At 59.9% G+C, this 19,399-nt stretch carries 20 protein-coding genes; 12 read left to right on the plus strand and 8 right to left on the minus strand.

Annotated features, from left to right (window positions below; all coding sequences use genetic code 11):
- The first annotated feature begins 13 nt into the window (after positions 1-13).
- From N0P34_RS12195 to N0P34_RS12225, 7 genes are all read left to right on the plus strand, one after another.
- The gene (locus N0P34_RS12195) at positions 14-1,936 is read left to right on the plus strand and encodes a hypothetical protein (RefSeq protein ID WP_275603506.1); all 1,923 of its coding nucleotides are present in this window, start codon (positions 14-16) and stop codon (positions 1,934-1,936) included.
- A 259-nt stretch (positions 1,937-2,195) separates the two neighbouring features.
- The gene (locus N0P34_RS12200) at positions 2,196-3,125 is read left to right on the plus strand and encodes an ABC transporter permease (protein ID WP_275603507.1); all 930 of its coding nucleotides are present in this window, start codon (positions 2,196-2,198) and stop codon (positions 3,123-3,125) included.
- Positions 3,122-4,294: an ABC transporter permease gene (locus tag N0P34_RS12205; RefSeq protein ID WP_275603508.1), complete on the plus strand. Its 1,173-nt coding sequence runs from the start codon at positions 3,122-3,124 to the stop codon at positions 4,292-4,294. The genes N0P34_RS12200 and N0P34_RS12205 overlap by 4 nt, the downstream gene beginning before the upstream one ends.
- Positions 4,291-5,295 (plus strand): ABC transporter ATP-binding protein, encoded by a 1,005-nt coding sequence (locus N0P34_RS12210; RefSeq protein ID WP_275603509.1) that lies wholly within the window; start codon positions 4,291-4,293, stop codon positions 5,293-5,295. Before N0P34_RS12205 ends, N0P34_RS12210 begins: the two co-directional genes overlap by 4 nt.
- Entirely contained in the window at positions 5,292-6,308 is a 1,017-nt protein-coding gene (locus N0P34_RS12215) for an oligopeptide/dipeptide ABC transporter ATP-binding protein (protein ID WP_275603510.1), read from the plus strand. Before N0P34_RS12210 ends, N0P34_RS12215 begins: the two co-directional genes overlap by 4 nt.
- Positions 6,305-7,885 (plus strand): peptide ABC transporter substrate-binding protein, encoded by a 1,581-nt coding sequence (locus N0P34_RS12220; protein ID WP_275603511.1) that lies wholly within the window; start codon positions 6,305-6,307, stop codon positions 7,883-7,885. The genes N0P34_RS12215 and N0P34_RS12220 overlap by 4 nt, the downstream gene beginning before the upstream one ends.
- A gap of 46 nt (positions 7,886-7,931) precedes the next feature.
- The gene (locus N0P34_RS12225; RefSeq protein WP_275603512.1) at positions 7,932-8,465 is read left to right on the plus strand and encodes a peptidylprolyl isomerase; all 534 of its coding nucleotides are present in this window, start codon (positions 7,932-7,934) and stop codon (positions 8,463-8,465) included.
- A gap of 110 nt (positions 8,466-8,575) precedes the next feature.
- On the opposite strand, the gene N0P34_RS12230 is transcribed toward N0P34_RS12225, so the two are convergent.
- A complete protein-coding gene (locus N0P34_RS12230; protein ID WP_275603513.1) occupies positions 8,576-9,064 on the minus strand; it encodes a hypothetical protein in 489 nt (162 codons plus the stop codon).
- A 128-nt stretch (positions 9,065-9,192) separates the two neighbouring features.
- Here N0P34_RS12230 and N0P34_RS12235 point away from each other — a divergent pair, with 128 nt between their 5' ends.
- The 3 genes from N0P34_RS12235 to N0P34_RS12245 all read left to right on the plus strand — a co-directional run bounded on the left by N0P34_RS12235 (position 9,193) and on the right by N0P34_RS12245 (position 10,475).
- On the plus strand, positions 9,193-9,693 hold the full coding sequence (locus tag N0P34_RS12235; RefSeq protein WP_275603514.1) for a nucleoside kinase: 501 nt from the start codon (positions 9,193-9,195) through the stop codon (positions 9,691-9,693).
- 25 nt (positions 9,694-9,718) lie between these two features.
- Complete coding sequence (locus tag N0P34_RS12240; protein WP_275603515.1) at positions 9,719-10,057, plus strand: hypothetical protein; 339 nt, start codon at positions 9,719-9,721, stop codon at positions 10,055-10,057.
- 184 nt (positions 10,058-10,241) lie between these two features.
- The gene (locus N0P34_RS12245; protein ID WP_275603516.1) at positions 10,242-10,475 is read left to right on the plus strand and encodes a DUF2188 domain-containing protein; all 234 of its coding nucleotides are present in this window, start codon (positions 10,242-10,244) and stop codon (positions 10,473-10,475) included.
- Positions 10,476-10,492: 17 nt separating this feature from the next.
- Here N0P34_RS12245 and greA read toward each other — a convergent pair whose 3' ends face one another.
- Entirely contained in the window at positions 10,493-10,984 is a 492-nt protein-coding gene (gene greA / locus N0P34_RS12250; RefSeq protein ID WP_275603517.1) for a transcription elongation factor GreA, read from the minus strand.
- Between the two features lie 202 nt (positions 10,985-11,186).
- Between greA and N0P34_RS12255 the strand changes: the two genes are divergently transcribed.
- Together N0P34_RS12255 and N0P34_RS12260 are read left to right on the plus strand one after the other, a co-directional pair.
- Positions 11,187-11,648, plus strand: a complete 462-nt coding sequence (locus N0P34_RS12255) for a hypothetical protein (RefSeq protein ID WP_275603518.1) — start codon at positions 11,187-11,189, stop codon at positions 11,646-11,648.
- 139 nt (positions 11,649-11,787) lie between these two features.
- Positions 11,788-13,011, plus strand: a complete 1,224-nt coding sequence (locus N0P34_RS12260) for an MFS transporter (protein ID WP_275603519.1) — start codon at positions 11,788-11,790, stop codon at positions 13,009-13,011.
- A 6-nt stretch (positions 13,012-13,017) separates the two neighbouring features.
- Here the strand turns inward: N0P34_RS12260 and N0P34_RS12265 are convergent, their stop codons facing one another.
- The 6 genes from N0P34_RS12265 to N0P34_RS12290 all read right to left on the minus strand — a co-directional run bounded on the left by N0P34_RS12265 (position 13,018) and on the right by N0P34_RS12290 (position 19,370).
- On the minus strand, positions 13,018-14,358 hold the full coding sequence (locus tag N0P34_RS12265; RefSeq protein WP_275603520.1) for an MFS transporter: 1,341 nt from the start codon (positions 14,356-14,358) through the stop codon (positions 13,018-13,020).
- A 156-nt stretch (positions 14,359-14,514) separates the two neighbouring features.
- Positions 14,515-14,907 (minus strand): VOC family protein, encoded by a 393-nt coding sequence (locus N0P34_RS12270; protein WP_275603521.1) that lies wholly within the window; start codon positions 14,905-14,907, stop codon positions 14,515-14,517.
- A gap of 105 nt (positions 14,908-15,012) precedes the next feature.
- The gene (gene ugpC / locus N0P34_RS12275; protein WP_275603522.1) at positions 15,013-16,104 is read right to left on the minus strand and encodes a sn-glycerol-3-phosphate ABC transporter ATP-binding protein UgpC; all 1,092 of its coding nucleotides are present in this window, start codon (positions 16,102-16,104) and stop codon (positions 15,013-15,015) included.
- 39 nt (positions 16,105-16,143) lie between these two features.
- A complete protein-coding gene (locus tag N0P34_RS12280) occupies positions 16,144-16,971 on the minus strand; it encodes a carbohydrate ABC transporter permease (RefSeq protein WP_275603523.1) in 828 nt (275 codons plus the stop codon).
- On the minus strand, positions 16,968-17,876 hold the full coding sequence (locus N0P34_RS12285) for a sugar ABC transporter permease (protein WP_275603524.1): 909 nt from the start codon (positions 17,874-17,876) through the stop codon (positions 16,968-16,970). The genes N0P34_RS12280 and N0P34_RS12285 overlap by 4 nt, the downstream gene beginning before the upstream one ends.
- Before the next feature lie 255 nt (positions 17,877-18,131).
- Entirely contained in the window at positions 18,132-19,370 is a 1,239-nt protein-coding gene (locus tag N0P34_RS12290) for an extracellular solute-binding protein (RefSeq protein WP_275606980.1), read from the minus strand.
- Between the last annotated feature and the right edge of the window lie 29 nt (positions 19,371-19,399).

The raw sequence follows: 19,399 nt of genomic DNA on the forward strand, positions 1-19,399 counted from the left end.
CTGGGGGAGGTTCTTGGTGGAGCTTAAAACGAAAATCGAGCCGGCCAGAGCGGAGACAGGCTCGCTGTATTGGACGTTATCGCTCCCGGTCGAAATTGGCGCCGAAGGTAGATTGAGCCGATCTCAACAGATTGTCCTGGTCAACAAACTAAGTACCCAGAAGACCACGCAATCCCTTCGGGCTGCCATGAATCCCATGTTTCATGACGTTGCCGATCAGACCAATACGTCTGAGAGCGGAGAATTTCTGGCTGCCACGCCGCAGCAACGGGCCCGTCACATATTGCTTTCGCTGGGCGATGGCCAAAGCGGCACTGATTGTGCGCTGACATGGTTGGCGGAGGGCACGATCTGCTCGGTCCATCTTGGCCCGCCGAACGTGAAGGCAATCAGCTTAAGAAGGTTCTGGTACATCCAAAACGACGGGTCGGTTTCCTACCATCTTTCGTTTGCCCTGACGCGGTACGCCCATTCCCTCGCCGATTTCTTTTTCATCTCGATGCTCCAAAAACTCGCCGCTCCATCCGAGTTCGAGCTCAGCATCAGTCCCGTCGGCGGCGGACAAAGCGGCGCGCCATCCTGGGAAAATCAGAATGTCTTTCCGTTTCGTGCCTTCTCGGTAAAGTCCAATGCAAGCGGCATCACCCGGACAGACAGCTTCTGGGGCTTTGTGAAGAATTGCTTCACGAGGGACGCGGCCGAACTGCTTGCAGATTTTGGCGCCGAGGCGAACCTGCCCACTCACCCCTATCTGGGCCCATCGGGTACTCACCTGCCGCAGTCGAGGTCAATATTCTCGTTTAAAGACCGCACCCTCTTCGAACTTCTGCTCCCGAAAAAAGAGGAAAAGCCCGTCCCCCGCCACGACGTGATTTTTGACAGGGACTACCGACTGATCTCCGAGGTCATCCGAAAACTCACAGTCAATGGACGGACGATCCTGGATCGCGGCTTTCAAAGATGGTTGGAAAACGGTCAGTTCGCCGAGCCGGTCGAAGGCCAACTCGCCATTGCCGTCCAGCGCGACGCCAAAATTGAACAACTGATCGCCAACGACAATGTTCGCATGCAGTCGTGGCCCGGTTTCCGCCGCGATCGCTTGCGCTATCTGTTCATGGCTGGCTTCAACCAGAATGTCATCGACTTTCTGAACCAGGACGCGTCTGAGGTCCTGGACAGTCTGGATCCGATCTATCCGACGTTCGATGAAGAAGTGGCGGAACGGTTCTTCGTTCGTTACGCCAATCCCAGAGCGCTGATCTCCTATGCGAAGACCTGGAGGAGCCTCGACATCGGGGCCCGATACATTGGCAATTGTCCCTACATTTTTCTCATTCATGTGCGCAGCATGCACAATGAAATCATTGCCGACAAATTTGAAATGGAGGCGACGTCACTAATCGACGAGGCAGCGCAGTGGCACGACAAGGGGCAACTCGCCAAAGCATCAGACAAGTTCTACGAATTCCGAATATACGATCATCTAAACTATGAAAGATCCTATCTCGACAACAATTTCCGCTACAACACAGAGCGCGAATTTTTTGAGGCCGTTCAGGATATCCGGGGCGTTACGCGCAAGCACGCCCGCATCGGCAATCTTCTGGCTTTGCTTGAACAGCAAACGCATAGCACCGAGAGCCGCATCAGTGGGCGAAACGGCTATATACTGAATGGCATGGTGGCGGCCCTTGCCACATTTACGGTCAGTACCGCCCTCCATGACTGGTCGGTGAGCCGTCCAGCGGTCCCCGGCGAGGCGGTTGAAGGTCTGCCTTTGTTCCTGAGCGTGTCCAGCAGCATTCTGGGCGGTCTTGGTGTTGTACTGTTCGTTCTCTTGATGGGCTTTCTTACGCGTCTCCTCTGGCGTTGGGCACGGAGCCAGTGGCCGGTATGGATCGCTCGCCTCGTCGGATTTCTTCAGCAGCTTCGCTAGAAGCGTGTCACCCCGAGAGCGTGATGCCAGGACAGCAGAGGCCGAGCGCCCTGTTTCGACCACCGATCTGGTCTGAGTACCGGACCTTTAGACCCGCGATCGGAATGATCCCAAACTCATGATAGAGCGTTGAAAATCGAACGCTAACTCCCGTGGCGGTTTAAGTGGATTGCATATCTCTGCGTTTGCTGATGCAAATCGGTACCTGTATTCATGCTGATATTGCGTCTCAAAAATCGTTCTCTGGGCTCCGCTGAAAATGTATTCCTACCTAGTGCATCGGCTCGGAATGATGGTGCTGACGCTTTGGGCCATCGTCACGCTAACTTTCTTCCTGATGCACGCGGTTCCGGGAGGCCCCTTTGTATCGGAGCGCATGCTCGCTCCCGAAATCGAAGCGGCGCTGAACGCCAAATACGGCCTCGATCAGCCGGTCTGGCAGCAATATCTGAACTACCTCTCGGGCATCCTCCGCCTCGACCTCGGTCCCTCGTTTAAATATCCGGGCGTGTCAGTCAATTCGATGATCGCTACTGGTTTGCCTGTAACCCTGCGCACCGGCCTGCTGGCCATCATCTGCGTGGTGGCCCTGGGCGTTCCTCTCGGCATCATCGCCGCGCTCAATCGCAACCGCTGGCCCGACACGACGGTGATGATGATTGCAACGCTCGGTGTTGCCATTCCGAGTTACGTCATTGCCACCGTCACGCTCTATGTCTTTGCCCTTCGGCTGGGATGGGTTCCCACATTCGGGCTGGACAATTGGCGAGGCTATCTCCTGCCCGTTTTTGCGCTGTCTGGGTTCTGGATCTCTTTTATCTCGCGGCTGACGCGCTCCTCGCTCCTCGAAACGCTGGAGCAGGATTACATGACGACGGCGCGCGCCAAGGGCCTGCGCAAGGGGCAGATCCTTATCAAACATGGCCTGCGCAATTCCCTGCTTCCGGTGGTCACTGTGCTCGGGCCCGTTGTAGCCAATTTGATCACTGGCTCATTCGTCATCGAACAGATTTTTGCCCTGCCCGGCATTGGCCGGCACTTCGTTCTCTCGATTACCAATCGCGACTATACGGCCATTATGGGCATAACGATCTTCTATGCCGCCATCCTGATGGTGATGATTCTGATCGTCGACCTTCTCTACGTGTGGCTCGATCCGCGCATCAAATTGACCAAGGCCAGCGCATGAGAGAGATCGCGCCAAAAATGTGGGAAATGGCGCCGCGCTCGGCCACGGCGAGCCCAGTGCCGCCGCCAGCCCCGACTTACGGTCAGGAAGTGCGCCGGCGCCTCTGGGCCAACAAACCTGCGGTCGTGAGCATCTTCTTCATCATCCTCCTGGTGCTGGCGGCATTCTTCGGCCCCTATTTCTCGCCGCACACCTATTTCAAGCAGGACCTCAAGCTCTCCAACATACCTCCTGCATTTGAAACCTACGCCTTCGTCGACAGCACGGGGGAGACCACGCGCTTCTTCCTCAATGCCTCCAATTTCAATCTCTACGAGGTGGATGGGGAGGGCCATGTGCTTGGCCTGCTGCGTGGCGGCCGCAAGGACATCATCAAGAAATCCCAGGCTTTCGAATTCGGCGACCGCACCGTCACGCTGGATTACTCCCGGTTGCCGGTGCGCCTCATGACCGAGGACGGCGCCGAGTTGCGCCCTACGGGCTGGAGCTGGAACAGAACCTATCTTTTCGGCACAGATCAGCTGGGGCGCGACATCCTTGTGCGCCAGCTCTTTGGGGCACAGATTTCGCTCACGGTGGCCTTCGTCGCAACGCTGGTGAACTTCTTCATCGGTGTCTTCTACGGCGGCATTGCCGGCTATCTCGGTGGCCGGGCCGATGCAGTGATGATGCGCATCGTCGAAATCATCTCCACCGTGCCGCTGACGCTATATGTCGTCCTGTTGATGGTGGTTTTCGACTCCGGGCTTCTGTCCATCATTATCGCTATCGGCTCGGTGTTCTGGGTGGATATGGCGCGTATCGTGCGGGGCCAGATCCTCGGCCTCAAGGCCCAGGATTATGTCGCTGCGGCGCGCACAATGGGCGCCTCCCCTGCCCGCATTCTGGTGCGCCACCTGCTGCCCAATTCCATCGGACCGATCATCGTGACTCTCACAATGATGATTCCATCTGCCATTTTCATCGAGAGCTTCATGAGCTTCATCGGGCTTGGCGTTACTCCGCCGTTGGCGTCGTGGGGCTCGTTGACCTCCGAGGCAGTCGAGACCCTTCGCGCCTATCCGCACCAATTGTTTTTCCCAGCTGCGGCGATTTCCCTGACCATGTTTGCCTTCAATTTCCTTGGTGACGGCCTGCGGGACGCCCTCGACCCGAGGTTGCGCGGATGAGCCGGCCAATCCTTTCCGTGAGAGACCTCAGCACATCCTTCTTCACCCGCCGCGGCGAGGTTCAGGCAGTGCGTGGCGTCAGCTTCGATGTCTATCCCGGTGAAATCCTTGGGCTTGTTGGGGAAAGCGGCTCGGGCAAGTCGATCACCTGCATGTCCGTGCTCAAACTGCTCAAGGCCGGCGGTCACATCAAATCGGGCAGCGCCACCTTTGAAGGCACCGACCTTCTCGGCCTCGACGAGAATGCGTTGTCCGACCTTCGCGGCAACCGCACCGGCGTCATCTTCCAGGACCCGATGACCTCGCTCAATCCCACGCTGACCGTAGGCGAGCAGGTGATGGAATCCATCCTCCGCCATCGCAAGGCCAGCCGCGCCGAGGCCCGCGCCCGGGCAATCGAGCTCTTCGAGCTGGTGCGCATTCCCTCCGCCGCCACGCGCCTCAATTCCTATCCGCATGAATTTTCCGGAGGCATGCGCCAGCGGGTCATGATCGCCATGGCGCTCGCCTGTGACCCAAAGCTGCTGATCGCCGACGAGCCGACAACGGCGCTCGACGTCACCATCCAGCGCCAGATTCTGGCTCTGTTGAAAGATTTGCAGCAGCGCCTTGGCATGGCGGTCATTCTCATCACCCACGATCTCGGCGTTATCGCCGAAGTGACGGACCGGGTGCTGGTGCTTTATGGTGGGCTGGTTATGGAAACGGCCCCGGTGCGCGATCTTTTTGCGCGTCCCGGTCATCCCTATACGACCGGCCTGCTCAGTGCGGTCCCCGATCTGCGCGACGACACCCATCGCCGCCTGACACCCATTCCGGGCAGCCCGCCCAACATGCTGGCGCCCCCACCGGGCTGTCCCTTCGCGCCGCGCTGCCCGCACGCCATGAACCAGTGTATTGCCGCCCTGCCGCCCCTCTTCGGCGAGAGGCATCAGTCACGATGCTGGCTGCAACACCCCGAAGCGCCGAAGTCCGCCGAGATCCACGAGGTGGTCGCTTGAGCGAACAGCCGCTGCTCTCCCTGCGCAATGTCACCAAGCATTTTACCCTGCCCGCCAGCCCATTTGCGCGCAAGCCGCTGCTCCGCGCGGTGGACGGTGTCGACCTCGATCTGATGAAGGGGGAAACTCTGGGCCTTGTCGGCGAGAGCGGTTGCGGGAAATCGACACTCGCCCGCACCGTCATCCGCCTGCACGAACCCACTTCGGGTCAGATCCTATTCAAGGGTGTGGATGTCGCAACAGCGCCCGAAAGCCAGCTCAGTGCCTTCCGTCGGCAGGTGCAGATGATCTTCCAGGATCCCTATGCGAGCCTAAATCCGCGCATGAGCGTCGGGGAGTTGATTGCCGAGCCGTTGGAGATCGCCCGCATAGGCACGCCCGCCGAGCGCCGCAGGAAAGTGACCGATCTCATTGATCGCGTTGGTCTTCCTTCAGACAGCGCCGCCCGCTTCGCGCATGAATTTTCCGGCGGCCAGCGCCAGCGCATCGGCATCGCCCGCGCCATCGCCCTCGAGCCCGACCTCGTCATCTGCGACGAGCCGATCTCTGCCCTCGACGTTTCCGTCCAGGCGCAGGTCGTCAACATGATCGAGGATCTGCAGGCCGAACTGGGCTTGACCTATCTCTTCATCACCCACGACCTTTCGATGGTTCGGCACATCTCGGATCGCATCGGCGTGATGTATCTGGGCAAGGTCGTCGAATTGGCGACCAGCCGCGACCTCTACCATAGTCCGTCCCACCCCTATACGCAGGCGCTGCTCTCGGCCATTCCGGTCCCGGACCCATCGGTCACGCGAGCCGTCGAACCGATGCAGGGTGAAATTCCCAGCGCGCTGGATATTCCATCCGGCTGCCGTTTCCGCACCCGCTGCCCGCTCGCGACCGAGCTGTGCGCGCAAGTCGAGCCGCAGCTGATCGACCTTGGCAACGGGCATGTGTCCGCCTGCCACTACGCCAAAGAACTGGCCCAGGGGACCGGTTCGACATTGCAACAGGAGAGAACGCAATGAAGACGATGCTATTGCCGCTGCTGACGGCGGCACTTCTGGCGAGCACCGGAGGGGTGTGGGCTGCCGGAGAGCTCACCTATGTGGTCAATAATGAGAGCGCGAAATACGATCCCGGCACCACCGCCGAAACCTTTGCCGCGCCGATCATCGGCAACGCCTTTGAAGGCCTCGTGCGCATGGACGCTGAAGGCCAGGTAGTTCCCGCTCTCGCGGAATCCTGGGAAGTCTCCGAGGACGGCCTGACCTACACTTTCACCCTCCGCGATGCAAAGTGGTCCGATGGCGAGCCGGTCAAGGCGTCCGATTTCGTCTATGCCTGGAAGCGGGTTCTCGATCCGGCCAGCGGCGCGATGAACTCGCAGATGCTCTACCACATCGTGGGTGCGGAAGAGGCCTATGGCGGCGCCGATCGCGATGCCATCGCGATCTCGGCTCCCGATGACAAGACCCTCACTTTCACCCTCAAGCAGCGCGTGCCCTACATGCTGCAGCTGCTCAACTATCCCGCCTTCTATCCGGTCCGCGAAGACATCGTATCGGCAGACCCTGAAGGCTGGACCCGCAGCCCGGCGACCTTTGTTGGCACTGGTCCGTTCCGCGTCACCGCATTCAACGCCGGCGAGTCGGTCGTGTTCGAAAAGAACCCGAACTATTATGCCGCCGATGAAGTCAGCCTCGACAAGCTCACCTTCCGCCTTATCCCCGATCCCGCAACGGCTCTCGCCGCCATGGAAGCCGGCGATGTCGACGGCATCGAGTCGGTACCTGCGCCAGAAATCCCCCGCCTTTCGGTTGAATCGGACGCCTTCCTGGTCGTTCCGGCGCTGGGCACAACCTACGCCATGTTCAATCCAAACCAGGCGCCGCTGGACAATCTGAACGTGCGCAAGGCTCTCTCCGTGGCCATCGACCGTTCGGAAATCATCGAGTTTGTGCTGCAGTCTGCCGACACTCCGGCACTGGGTCTCGTTCCCCCGGGCATGAGCCTTGGTGGTGAAGATTATACCGACGGCCGCGACAATTTCGGCCTTTCGGAAACCGCCGATATCGAAGGTGCTCAGGCTGCTCTTGCCGAAGCCGGCTATCCGAATGGCGAAGGCTTCCCCGAGACCGTCTTCATTACCTACACCTCTCCGCCGATCGAGAAACTTCTTGAGGCAATTCAGCAGATGTGGAAGGAAAACCTGAACATCGACGTGAAGATCCAGGCCACCGAGTGGCAGGTCTATTATCCGGAAGTGCAGAAGGTCGAGTACCAGATCTCACAGATGGGCTGGGGCGCAGACTATCCGCACCCGATGACCTTCCTCGACAATTTCGTCACTGGAAGCGCGAACAACCTGAACAATTGGTCGAATGCCGAGTACGACGCAGAAATCGCGGCTGCCAAGGCGGCAAGCGACGAGGCGACCTCGCGTGATCACATGCGTGCAGCTGAAGCGATCCTGATGAACGATCACTCGATCCTGCCGCAATATCACCGCTACAATTACATGATGATGAGCCCGAAGGTCACCGGCTTCTGGCGCTCGACGCTCAACGTCCCGTATTTCCGCGACGCTGAAATCTCCGAATAAGAACTTAGAGCTCCCGCCCTCTCGAGGGTGGGAGCCTCCAACAGGGATGCCTGCAGTGCCCGTTTCCGTAGCTATCGAGACCGAACTTGGCGCGTTCACGCTGTCGGTCGATACCGACAATGCCCCGATTACTGCCCACAATTTCCTCGCCTATGTCGATGGCGGCCATCTCGATCGGTCGACCGCCTACCGGATCGTGACTATGGCCAACCAACCCGCGGAGACCGTCCACAAGATCGAGGTTGTGCAATGGGGTCCGCAGGCATCGGATGAAAATCCCTCCGCCTTCCCGCCCATCGCTCATGAGAGCACGGTCCAGACAGGATTGCTCCACAAGCATATGACCATTTCTATGGCCCGCTTTGATCCCGGCACGGCCAGCTCTGAATTCTTCATCTGCATCGGCGACCAGCCGCAGCTCGATTTCGGCGGCATGAGAAATCCAGACGGCCAGGGTTTTGCCGCCTTCGGCACGGTCACGGAAGGCGAAGATACAGTTCTCAAGATCTTCGCCACCGCGACTGCCACCGAGACCCAGGAAAATCCGGTGAAATTTCGCAAATGTTATCGCCTTGGATAGCAATAGCCAGGCGGCGTGAGTTGACCTCCGAGCATTGCGTAATGCCATGGGAGCGCGGGCCATTCCCGTTCTCGCCTTGAATTTTGGCATATGCTGCCGAATTTCCTGCCTCAGCCGCACTTTTCCAGCACATGGGCAATTGCCGATTTGGACCCCTTCGCCCCGAAGACATTCGGATCGACCGGATCAAACCCGCCACCGGCCTTGGCCCGTACGAAGGCCACCCGGATCGTCTCCTGCGCATTTTGCGCAATCCGCGCCCATTGCCGCGCCACTGGTCCGCGCACGATCACCGAGCTGCCGTCGAGATGAACCAGCGGCATGTCCTGGGCGAAACTTGTATTGCCGGACAGGGTGGTCGACCCTCTGGGATCGGGCGTGATCGCAAGGCTGGTGGCCGAAGCACCCGAAAGGCCCTTGTCCGGCTTACGCACCCAAAAGCCCATGGCGAGCACGCCGCCGCGGCAGGCAAACTGGAATTGCGCATCACCATTGTCAAACCAGGCAATCGGCGTTGATCCGCCCTCATATCGCCACTGGTCGGCGGAGGCCGGAACTGTCAGCGCAAGGCAAAAGGCGGCGGTCAGGATAAGGCGCATGAAACGATGTCCGCAGAGAAGAAACCTGATGCCACCCGACGCCGGACAGTCTTAACAATCCCTTTCGCGCCTGCGCATCTCAAGTCAAAATGATTGCCTGACTTGCGTTCCGCCTCCTACAATCGGCCATGGGCGAACGAAACTTTCTGATCGAAGGCATATCCGGTTCCGGCAAGACATCTGTCGCCACCATGCTGGAAAACCGCGGATTTGACGTGATCCACGGCGACCGGCTCCTTGCCTATCAAGGCGATCCGCAAACCGGCGTTCCCGTCATGCCGCGTCCCCAGGACCCTGCTTTCGTGAACGCACATCACATTTGGGACGTCGACCAGCTCAAAAGACTAATCGACGACCAAACCCACCCCAGGACCTTCTTTTGCGGCGCTTCGCGCAACAGGCATCACTTCGCGCAGTGGTTCGATGCCATCTTCCTACTGGAGACCGATTGGGCGACGATCTCCCGACGGCTCGATGGTCGGCCCGGCGAATGGGGCGATGATCCGCGAGAGCGGTCCCTGATCCAGCAGCTCCACATTTCGCGCATCGATCTGCCGATTGGTGCAATCGCCATCGACGCCACGCGGCCGCTGCATGAGGTGGTCGACGCCATTCTGGCACGCTGCTAATCTCCCGAGATCGGAGGAAATCACAATGGCCCGTTTTCTTGCCGTCTACACAATGCAACCGGAAGCAGTCACCCGGTTCCGTGCCATGCCCAAGGCTGACCAGGATGCGGTCGACGCGGTCGGCCTGGAGCAATGGAAGGAATGGGAGAGGCGCCACGCCGCAGCGTTCCTCGAACCTGGCGGCATGGTGGGCAAGACCCTGCGCGTCGGCAAGTCCGGCACTGCGCCGGCAACCAATACGATCTGCGGCTATGTCGTGGTCGAGGCTGACACCATCGAAGACGCCGCCCGCATTTTCGAAGACCACCCGCACATCAAGACCTTCCCCGGTGAGGGGATCGACATCATGCCCTTCGTGACCTGACCCTGCCGGACCGCCGACATCGCTCGAACGACGGTGAAGCGAGTGTTATGGATCGAGGGGCGCCACCGGGTTCACGGCGACTTGCGTGTCGTTGGAATAGGGCCGTCGGCGGAACCCTTGATAGGATCAACGCGTGTCGGCAACGCGACGCAGGGCAATTGCGTTATGGCGGGCGGAGGGACAAATGAGCCAGTCACATTTTATCGTATACGAGCGTGACGCATCCTGGCAGTTCACTCACAAGGGCAGCATCACCGCACCTTTCGACAATCGAGACGAGGCAATCGAGGCCGCCATCGGGGCGGCACGCGATAGCGGCGATCCCGGAGCGGTTGTGATCGTGCAGGATCGCGATACCGACGAAAAAATAGTCTGGCGTCACGACGGGGACAGCGCCGAACCGAACGATCAGCCTTAACGTCGCGAGAGGGGGCGCTATTCCTCCTGGCCGATGCGGACGATCTCTACGTCCCCGCCGGCAACGGAAACGAGTTGCCCCACAGTCTTACCCATCAGAGCCCGCGAAATCGGCGAGTTGAAAGAGATCGTGCCACGGCTGGGGTCGGCCTCATCATGACCGACGATCCTGTAGGTCTGGACGCGACCATCCTCACGCTCGAAGGTGACGATACTTCCAAATCGCACCACACCATTATCAGGCGAATGTGGAATAAGCTCGGCCGTTCGGACGCGCTCGGTTAGATACCGCAGGTCGCGGTAGGGCGCTGCCGCCAGCCGCCTTCTCTCGTTGATGTCCTCCACCTGCATGGCTTCGTCGTAGGCGGCCCGTGCCAGTTCCAACTTGCTTTGAAGCGACGCCAGGCCCTCCTCGGTGACCAGGTTTGGTCCCTCGGGGATGGGCCGTTCGGGCAGCATGGTCTCCGATGCAGTTTCCGCACTGTCTTCTTTGGTGAAAGCGACGCTCACCTTGCCACTCCTCCACAATTCAACGTCAAGCATTAGCCCATGCATTGCCGTAATAACAACCGCTGAGGAGAAACTCCCGGGCGAGCGTGCGGCTCCAAGGCGCTCACACACGGCAAGCCCAGCGTTCACAATCGCAGCTGTGATCGAACGTCTCGCCGCCGACCACGTTGTCTTTGCACGCGAACAGCTACGGGAGACCGAAATGGCACAGACACATGAACATGGCGGAGTGCTGCCGCAGGAGACCAATTTCGACAACGCCGATCAGCCGGGAATTTCCCAGCCCTATACCCAAAGCGAGATCGAAGACCTGGTCTTCAACGGCACGCTCAGCGTCCAGGAACGACTTGCCCGCCTGCGCGAGATGCGCGACGAGGCCGCGACGCGCGAGAGCGGCGACTGGGGTGACGGCGATCCTGCTGTGATGATGGACGAAATCGACCGCGCAATCGAGGAACTGAGCGGCGACCAGTCGGCGAGCGACGACAATTTGCCGCTCGAGCCCGGCTTGTCCGATGATCCGTCGGATCACCTTCATGTCCTGTCCCCAGACGACGTCGACGCCCAGCAGGCACTAACCGGCGAAGACGAATTTTACGACGAAGAAGAGGACGGCCCGATAGACGACGACCAGTGGGCAGGCAGTGAGGAATTCCGCCACTAGCCGGTCCGCACCGCTTGTATAACGCAACCTCCACGCCCCGTGCGTGGAGGTTTTTCGTATTGAAAAATCACACTTGCCAATGTCGACCCGCAGGCGCCTCATCCGTCGCGAAGGATGCATCCTTGAGGAGGACCTTCCAATGGAAAGACACTACGGGTGGGTAATCGTTGCGGCGGGAGCCGTCATTACCTGCGTGGCGATGGGCGCGATGTTCGCCCTGCCCGTCTATCTCCAACCCATGGCCGACCAGACCGGATGGACCCGGGCCGGGATATCCGGCGCCATGACTGTGGGCTTCCTGGTGATGGGCGTGGCCGGCTTCTTCTGGGGCACGCTGACGGACAGGATCGGTGCCCGCCCGGTCGTCCTTATCGCTGCTGTCATGCTTGGCCTGGGGCTGTTCATAGCCAGCCGAGCCACAGATTTGCTGGTGTTCCAATTTGCCTATGGCGGGCTCGTTGGCGCATCTGGTGGCGCTTTTTTCGCACCACTCATGGCGACGACAATCGGATGGTTCGACAAGAACCGCAGTCTTGCCGTGTCGCTTGTCTCGCTCGGTGGCGGCGTCGCGCCGATGGTCATCACACCACTCGCCACTGTTCTGATCCAGATCTATGGCTGGCGCGACGCCATGATGATGACTGCGATCACAGCCACTGTCCTCATCTTGCCGCTAAGCCTGCTCATTCGTCGCGCTCCCGAGATGCTCGCCGCATCGCCTACCCCTTCCAGTGACGTCGAACCGGCCGAGCAACAGCCCACACGGATGGGTGCCGTGTTTAGGACGCCACAATTCTTCGTTCTCGCCGGGGTGTTTTTCTTCTGCTGCGCCGCCCATTCCGGCCCGATCTTTCACACCGTCAGCTACGCCATGCTTTGCGGTGCGTCGGCCATCGCGGCGGCGAGCATCTACAGCGTCGAAGGTTTTGCCGGCCTTTTTGGCCGGGTCATTTTCGGCATCCTCGGCGACAGGCTTGGCGTCAAGCGGGTCATCATCGGCGGCCTCGTGCTCCAGGCCGCTGGCATCTACACCTACATTTATGTCAGTGAACTCAGCCACTTCTATGCGCTGGCAGCAGTGCTTGGCCTGGCCTATGGCGGTGTGATGCCCCTCTACGCCGTCCTTGCCCGTGACTATTTCGGGCCGAAGGTCATGGGCACCGTCCTGGGCGGGATCACCATGACATCCAGCATCGGCATGGCCTTTGGCCCACTCGGCGGGGGTTGGATCTTCGATACTTTCGGCGACTACCACTGGCTCTATGTCAGCTCTGCCGTCATCGGCCTCGCCGCCGCGGCACTGGCCCTGGCCTTTCCGCCCAAGAACCATGATATTGCTCCCACACACGCCGTACCAGCCTGACCGCCCTCAGACGGGGCTTGCGACAGCAGCCCCGTCGTCATCATCCCCTTTCAGAGCGTAGGCATTGGACAAGTCTCGATACGCCCGGGAATTGAAGGCGATGATGGTCACCATCAGCCCGATTATTCCGGCAATGGTGAAGACCAGGGCCATGCCCCGCTCCGGCCCCCTGCCGAACCAGTCGCCAATTGCATCGGCACCGGCCCCGTCGGTCATGAAGGGGATGACCACGAACTGGGTCAGCGGGCCGATCAGGAAAGCGGTCAAAGGAGAGGCGGACTGCTCGACCGATTGAGCAAATCCGAAGACCCGCCCCTGCCTTTCAAGCGGCACGACCTTTTGTAGGGTCGTATGTTCTGCGGCTTCGGCGTAGGGCCCAAGTAGCATCCAGATAAAGCACCCTCCGGCCAGCAGCCAGATCGAGGACTGCAGGGTGAATACGCAACAGACCGACCAGGTAATCATATTCACCGTCAACAAGGTCCTGAGTGGGTTTTTGCCCAAGCCAGTTTTTGCGATGACGATGCCGCTCAGGATGAAGGCCGTGGAAAGCGCGCCGAAGGTCAGGCCCCACACCTGCACGGAGACCAGCGAAAGCCCATAGGCGTCCAGCAGGGCCATGAAAACGCCGCCCAGGAAATTGTTGAATGTGGCGAAAAAGATGAGTGCAAACAGGCCCGGAACGGCGGCGATGACGCGGATCGTGCCGGCGATGTCCACCCTCTTGGGCTCCTCGGGGATGTCAGCATTCGGTGCCACGCGGCCCTCGTCAAGGCGGACCGCCAACAAGTGCACGAAGGCAAGAAGGGTGAACGCCAGTGCGAGGATAAGCGTCAGCTTCATCCCGCCGAACGCGACCAGGAAACCGCTTATTACCGAGGTCGTGAGGAAGCCTATGCCACTGACCATACCCACCAGACCGTTGGCCTTGTCGCGACGATCCTCGGGGATCATGATGGTCACCAGCGTTGGAAGTGCGATGCTCCTGATATTGCCCGCGATCACCCCCATCATGACGATGAGCACAAAACCCCACAAATAGGGCCCGTAGGGATCGGCAAAGGCATTTTCCGGTTCCAGAAAAACCAGCGCCGTCGCGACGAGATAAAAGAAGAAGGAAGCAAGGCTTGAGCCCTGCATGGATGCCTTCTTGGAATTGTGGTCGACGATGCTGCCGAACCAGAAGCCCATCCCCGCCGTGAAGACCAGATAGATGCCCGCGACCATCCCTGTCGCAAACACGGACTGAGTTTCGATGAAAATCCAGAAGGTTAGCGCGAACCAGACCGTGAAGTTGGTGATATTCGCAACGAGGTTGTTACCGAGAATCTGATGGAACGGGCTCATAGGGGCATCCTTGCGAAGCGGCGGATAGCGGGCCTCTGGCGGCGATCTAGCTTAGGCAAGCGCGGTGACAGAGGCTGTCAGTGGCGAAAGAATACGCCACTGACCAACGACGACCAGCGTCCTCAGACTTCGACATTGTTGGCCAACAAGCGCAATTCACATTTGTTGCGTGAGCTGAGCGAGTTCCCAGGCATTGCCTGCAGGGTCGGCGAAAGCTGCGGTGCGCCGTCCCCAAGGGCGGTCCAAGGGACCGTTGAGAAATTCGACGCCAAGTGCCTGTAAACGCTGATGTTCCAAGTCGACATCGTCGACGCGGATGGTCAGGAGCATGCGCGGACCATCACCTGCCCTGCCAATTGCAGTGGGCTCGACAAGGGTTGGCGCCTGCGTTTCGGCCAGGAGATTGATCATGGTGCCAGCGAAGCCGAACACTGCCGAGACATCGTCCTGGTAGACGACATCGACGTCGAATATGCGCTGGTAAAACTCGCGGACTTCAACGATGTCTTCGACGAAAAGCGTAATCACTTCAATAGCATCAAGCGCCATCTGGACCTCCTGGTTCTGAGACACGACGAGTCGGCACGCCCCTTTTCGACCCACATTCGGACCGTCGGACAAAAAAAAGCCCCGGAGACCGGGGCCTTGAAAAGTCTAGGCAATTGGCGGCGGCAAGAGCGAAATGCCATCGCTGTCGAACAGAACTGCCTTGGCAGGGTCGGCAGAGAGGGCCAGGCTTTCGCCGACCCGCAGGGCCTGATCGCCATCGAGAACGGCCAGCCACGGGGTGCCTGAGGCCAGTTCAACATTGACGATCGTCTCGTTGCCGAGCCGTTCGACGAGACCGACGCGGCCCACTACGGCACCACTCGAAGAGGGCGAAAGGTCGTGCGGACGGACACCTAATGTTAGCAAATCGTTAACGTTGACACCCTCAGTTCGTGCGGGAATGCGAAGATTGGCGACGTCCTTGCTGTTGACCACGATCGCGCCGTCTTCGACCGCTTCGACGGTGACTTGCACGAAGTTCATCTTGGGGGAACCGATGAAACCGGCGACGAAGAGATTGGCGGGCCGCTGGTAGAGTTCGATGGGTGCGCCGACCTGCTGAACGACACCTGCATCGAGCACAACGATCTTGTCGGCGAGGGTCATCGCCTCGACCTGGTCGTGGGTGACATAGATCATCGTCGCGCCCAGGTCGGCGTGGAGCTTTGCGATCTCCATGCGGGTGTCGACGCGAAGGGCCGCGTCGAGATTGGAGAGCGGCTCGTCGAAGAGGAACACCTCGGGCTGGCGCACGATGGCGCGGCCGATGGCCACGCGCTGGCGCTGGCCGCCCGAGAGTTGGCCGGGCTTGCGATCGAGCAGATGCTCCATCTTGAGGATGCGGGCGGCTTCCCGGATCTTCTGGTCGCGAATGTCCTTGGGCGTCTTGGCGAGCTTCAGGCCGAAGCCGACATTGTCGTAGACCGTCATATGCGGGTAGAGCGCGTAGGACTGGAACACCATGGCAATGGAGCGGTCGCGCGGCTCGACATCATTGCAAAGCTTGTCGCCGATAAAGAGCTCGCCCGCGGAAATCTCCTCGAGACCGGCGATCATGCGCAGGAGCGTCGATTTTCCGCATCCGGAGGGACCGACAAAGACGACAAACTCGCCATGGTTGATCGACAGGTCTACGCCCTTGATGACCTCGACATTACCGTAGGCCTTGTAGATGTTCTTGAGCTCAAGTCCGGCCACGGCTCAGATCTCCCGCTGTGAAATTGGTGTTGTCATCGCTTAGCCCTTGACCGCGCCGGCCGTCATGCCCGCCACGATCTGGCGGTTGAAGAACATGAAGACGATGAGCGGAGGGATGGTGATGAGAAGGATGTTGGTGAACAGCAGATTATAGGCGGTGCTGAACTGGCTCTGGAAGTTGAAGAGCGTCAGCTGCACCGTCGCATTGGCATTGCCCGGCAGATAGTAGAGCGGGTTGGTGAAGTCGTTGAAGATGCCAACGGACTGCACGACGATATTGGTGACGGTCACTGGCCAGAGCATGGGCAGGATGACGCGGAAAAACACGTCCATGGGTCGTGCGCCATCGATGATGGCGGCTTCGTCGAGTTCGCGCGGAATGGTGGCGATGAAGGCCCGGTAGAGGATGATCGAGAATGGCAAATTGTAGGCCACTTCGATCAGGATCATGCCATGGAGCGTGCCGAAGAGTTGGAGACCCTGCAGAAGCCAGATGGTCGGCACTACCGCCGGCGGGATCATCAGACCGGCGAGGATCAGGAATTCGATGAGGCCATTCCAGCGCGTCTTGCGGCGGGCCAACACAAAGCCAACCATGGCCGCAAAGACGATCAGCAGCGTGACGCTGGCGACCGTAATGAGGCTCGAGTTGATGAAGGCGGTGATCAGCATCCAGTTTCGGGTCTGCACCACCTGGACAATGTTGTCCCAGAGGTGAAAGCCATTGGGCCAGGAGAAGTCGCGCAGTGACGACTGCTGCTTGTCCTTGAAGGCCATCAGAATGATGAAAATGAACGGGATGACGAAAACGACGAATGTCGCCGCTATGGCAGCAAGGCCGCCGACAAGAGAATGGCGCGGTTTCATTCGTGGCCCTGCTTGCGATTGAGGAACATCGTCAGCGGCACGACGAGGATGCCGATCAGCACGAAGAGCACGACGTTACCGGCGGTCGAGAGACCGTAAAAACCGGCCTGGTACTGCTTGTAGATGACCGATGCGACGGTATCCGAGGCGAAGCCGGGGCCGCCCTTGGTCATGGCCCAGATGAGGTCGAAGGTGCGCAGGCCGCCGATGAACGAGAGGGTGATAACGGTGGCCGTGGCCGGCCGGCTGAGCGGCAGCGTGACATAGATAAAATTCTGCCACTTGGTGGCGCCATCGATGCGGGCGGCTTCATAGTAATCCCGCGGGATGGCGACGAGACCGGCGATGTAGATGACGGTGGCGAGGCCCACGCCCTTCCAGACGTCCACCATGGCGACCGAATAGAGAGCGAGCCTGGGATCGACGAGCCAGCCCGGCCCCTTGATGCCGATCATTGCCAGCGTCTCGTTGATAGCACCGGCAGTGGGGTGCATGAGCACGGTAAAGGTGATGCCGACGCCGACGGTCGAGACCAGTACCGGAAAGAAGATGACCGAGCGCAGATAGCCCCGCGCCACGATCTGGCTGGTGAGCATCACCGCAAGGGCCATGCCCAGGATGACCTTGAGCCCCGAGGTCACGACCGCATAGACGATTGTATTGACCAGGCCCTGGATCAGGAACGGTTCGCGGAAGAACTGGGCGAAATTGTCGAGGCCGATAAAGGTGGCGTCAAACAGCGTCCAGCGCGTCAGGCTGAAATAGAGGGAAGCGAAAGTGGGCGCGAGGAACAGCACCGAATAGATAATTGCCGCCGGCAGGAAGAACCAGCCCGGATAGGCCGAGCGGCGCCGGGTCTTCAGCGCGGGAACGACGCCCGTGGCGCCCAATGTGGTGGCGGTCATCTCCGCTCCCTTGTTACCGACCAGGCTCAAGAGCCTTCAGTCTGCGCGTGTGCTGGATTTTTGCCTGCGGTCCCTTGTGGCGACATCCAAGACCCCCTCCTAGCCTCCCCCTGTCAGGGGGAGGGACAGATCGAGCTTGGGGCGACATCCAGGTCCCCTGGCCTCCCCGGTCAGGGGGAGGTTGGATGGGTGTGGTGGCCAGCACACCAATGAGTGCCGGCCACCCCTGCCCGCTTACCAGCCAGCGAGCCGAGCTTACCAGCCGGCGAGGCCGAGCTGCTGGGCCTGCTTGCGGACGTCCTCGTCATAGAGAGCGGCGCCGTCGGCGGCAGAACGGATGCCCGAGCCGACTTCAACCGTGATCTGCTCGAGGGCCGGTCCCTTGATCGGGGACAGGAATTCGAGAGCTGGTGCGTTGTTACCGCCTTCCTGGAAGTAGGGCAGCATGTCGGAAACGGCCGGCGGCACGTCTGCCGGCAGTTCGCAACCGGCGATCATATAGGGACCGGTGGCGCCAACGGCCTCGTTGCGGATATCGCAGCCTTCAGGGCTGGCGATGAAGGCCACGAACGCCTTGGCAAGATCGGGATTGGCGGTGGACTTGGCGACGTAGATGGAGTCCGGCATCCAGGTGGTGAGGCCATTGCTGTCAGCGCTGTCGCCCGGCTGGGCGAAGAAGCCGACATCATTGATGTGGTCCGGAACGGTCTCCTGGATGGCGCCGATGCCGAAGGTCAGCATCGGATAATGCGCGCCTTCGCCGGTCGCTACCATACGCAGGCCATCCGGATAGGTGGCTGCGCCGAAGTCGGCATTGAGATAGCCGGCTTCAAAGACTTCCTGCAGCTTTTCGAAGCCGCGCAGAGCCGCCGGGCTGGTGGCGAACTTGGCTTCGTTATTGGTGTACTTCTCGGCAAAGTCAGGCTCTGCCGCGAGGACGTTGTAGAAGTCGGCCAAGACGAAAAGCTGGCTTGTCCAGGTTTCGCCATAGGTCTGGATGACCGCGGTCTTGCCGGCAGCCTTGATCTTCTCATTGTTGGCCATGAACTCGTCCCAGGACTTGGGAATTTCGAGGCCAAGCTCTTCGTAGAGGGGCTTGTTGTAGAAGATGCCGCCGCCCATGGCCGGAGCGAAGGGGGCGCCATAGACTTCGCCGCCTGCCGACACGACCGACTTGAAGCTGTCCTGGATGTTGGCCTGGAAGGGCTCATTGGTCAGCGGCAGGAGGTTCTGGGTCGGGTTGAGCGCCTGGAACAGAGAACCAGAATTGTAGAAGAAGACGTCGGCCATCGAGCCGGTGGCGAGGCGAGTCTTGACGATATTGTCGCCATCGCCGCCGCCAGGACGGATTTCCATATCAATGGAAACGTCGGGGTTCTGCTCGGTGAAGGCCGCAACCCAGGCTTCCGCGACGGCAACCGATTGCGGGCCGTTGTCGACGAGGAAGCTGAGATTGCCCGACTGCTGCGCATTGACGGCGCTGGCGGTGAGCATCAGTCCGAGCGTGCTGGCGCTCAGGAGCG

This window comes from Devosia sp. FJ2-5-3 (genome assembly GCF_029201545.1).
In the GTDB taxonomy this organism is placed as follows: Bacteria; Pseudomonadota; Alphaproteobacteria; order Rhizobiales; family Devosiaceae; genus Devosia.

Excerpts from the sequence above, each read along its gene's own strand:
- N0P34_RS12245 (WP_275603516.1), top strand. The coding sequence starts at position 10,242 with ATGAGCCAGTCACATTTTATCGTATACGAGCGTGACGCATCCTGGCAG.
- N0P34_RS12205 (WP_275603508.1), top strand. The coding sequence starts at position 3,122 with ATGAGAGAGATCGCGCCAAAAATGTGGGAAATGGCGCCGCGCTCGGCC.
- N0P34_RS12235 (WP_275603514.1), top strand. The coding sequence starts at position 9,193 with ATGGGCGAACGAAACTTTCTGATCGAAGGCATATCCGGTTCCGGCAAG.
- N0P34_RS12220 (WP_275603511.1), top strand. The coding sequence starts at position 6,305 with ATGAAGACGATGCTATTGCCGCTGCTGACGGCGGCACTTCTGGCGAGC.
- N0P34_RS12210 (WP_275603509.1), top strand. The coding sequence starts at position 4,291 with ATGAGCCGGCCAATCCTTTCCGTGAGAGACCTCAGCACATCCTTCTTC.
- N0P34_RS12230 (WP_275603513.1), bottom strand. The coding sequence starts at position 9,064 with ATGCGCCTTATCCTGACCGCCGCCTTTTGCCTTGCGCTGACAGTTCCG.
- N0P34_RS12260 (WP_275603519.1), top strand. The coding sequence starts at position 11,788 with ATGGAAAGACACTACGGGTGGGTAATCGTTGCGGCGGGAGCCGTCATT.
- N0P34_RS12290 (WP_275606980.1), bottom strand. The coding sequence starts at position 19,370 with ATGCTCACCGCCAGCGCCGTCAATGCGCAGCAGTCGGGCAATCTCAGC.
- N0P34_RS12255 (WP_275603518.1), top strand. The coding sequence starts at position 11,187 with ATGGCACAGACACATGAACATGGCGGAGTGCTGCCGCAGGAGACCAAT.
- N0P34_RS12200 (WP_275603507.1), top strand. The coding sequence starts at position 2,196 with ATGTATTCCTACCTAGTGCATCGGCTCGGAATGATGGTGCTGACGCTT.
- N0P34_RS12265 (WP_275603520.1), bottom strand. The coding sequence starts at position 14,358 with ATGAGCCCGTTCCATCAGATTCTCGGTAACAACCTCGTTGCGAATATC.
- N0P34_RS12225 (WP_275603512.1), top strand. The coding sequence starts at position 7,932 with ATGCCTGCAGTGCCCGTTTCCGTAGCTATCGAGACCGAACTTGGCGCG.
- N0P34_RS12240 (WP_275603515.1), top strand. The coding sequence starts at position 9,719 with ATGGCCCGTTTTCTTGCCGTCTACACAATGCAACCGGAAGCAGTCACC.
- N0P34_RS12280 (WP_275603523.1), bottom strand. The coding sequence starts at position 16,971 with ATGAAACCGCGCCATTCTCTTGTCGGCGGCCTTGCTGCCATAGCGGCG.
- N0P34_RS12285 (WP_275603524.1), bottom strand. The coding sequence starts at position 17,876 with ATGACCGCCACCACATTGGGCGCCACGGGCGTCGTTCCCGCGCTGAAG.
- N0P34_RS12270 (WP_275603521.1), bottom strand. The coding sequence starts at position 14,907 with ATGGCGCTTGATGCTATTGAAGTGATTACGCTTTTCGTCGAAGACATC.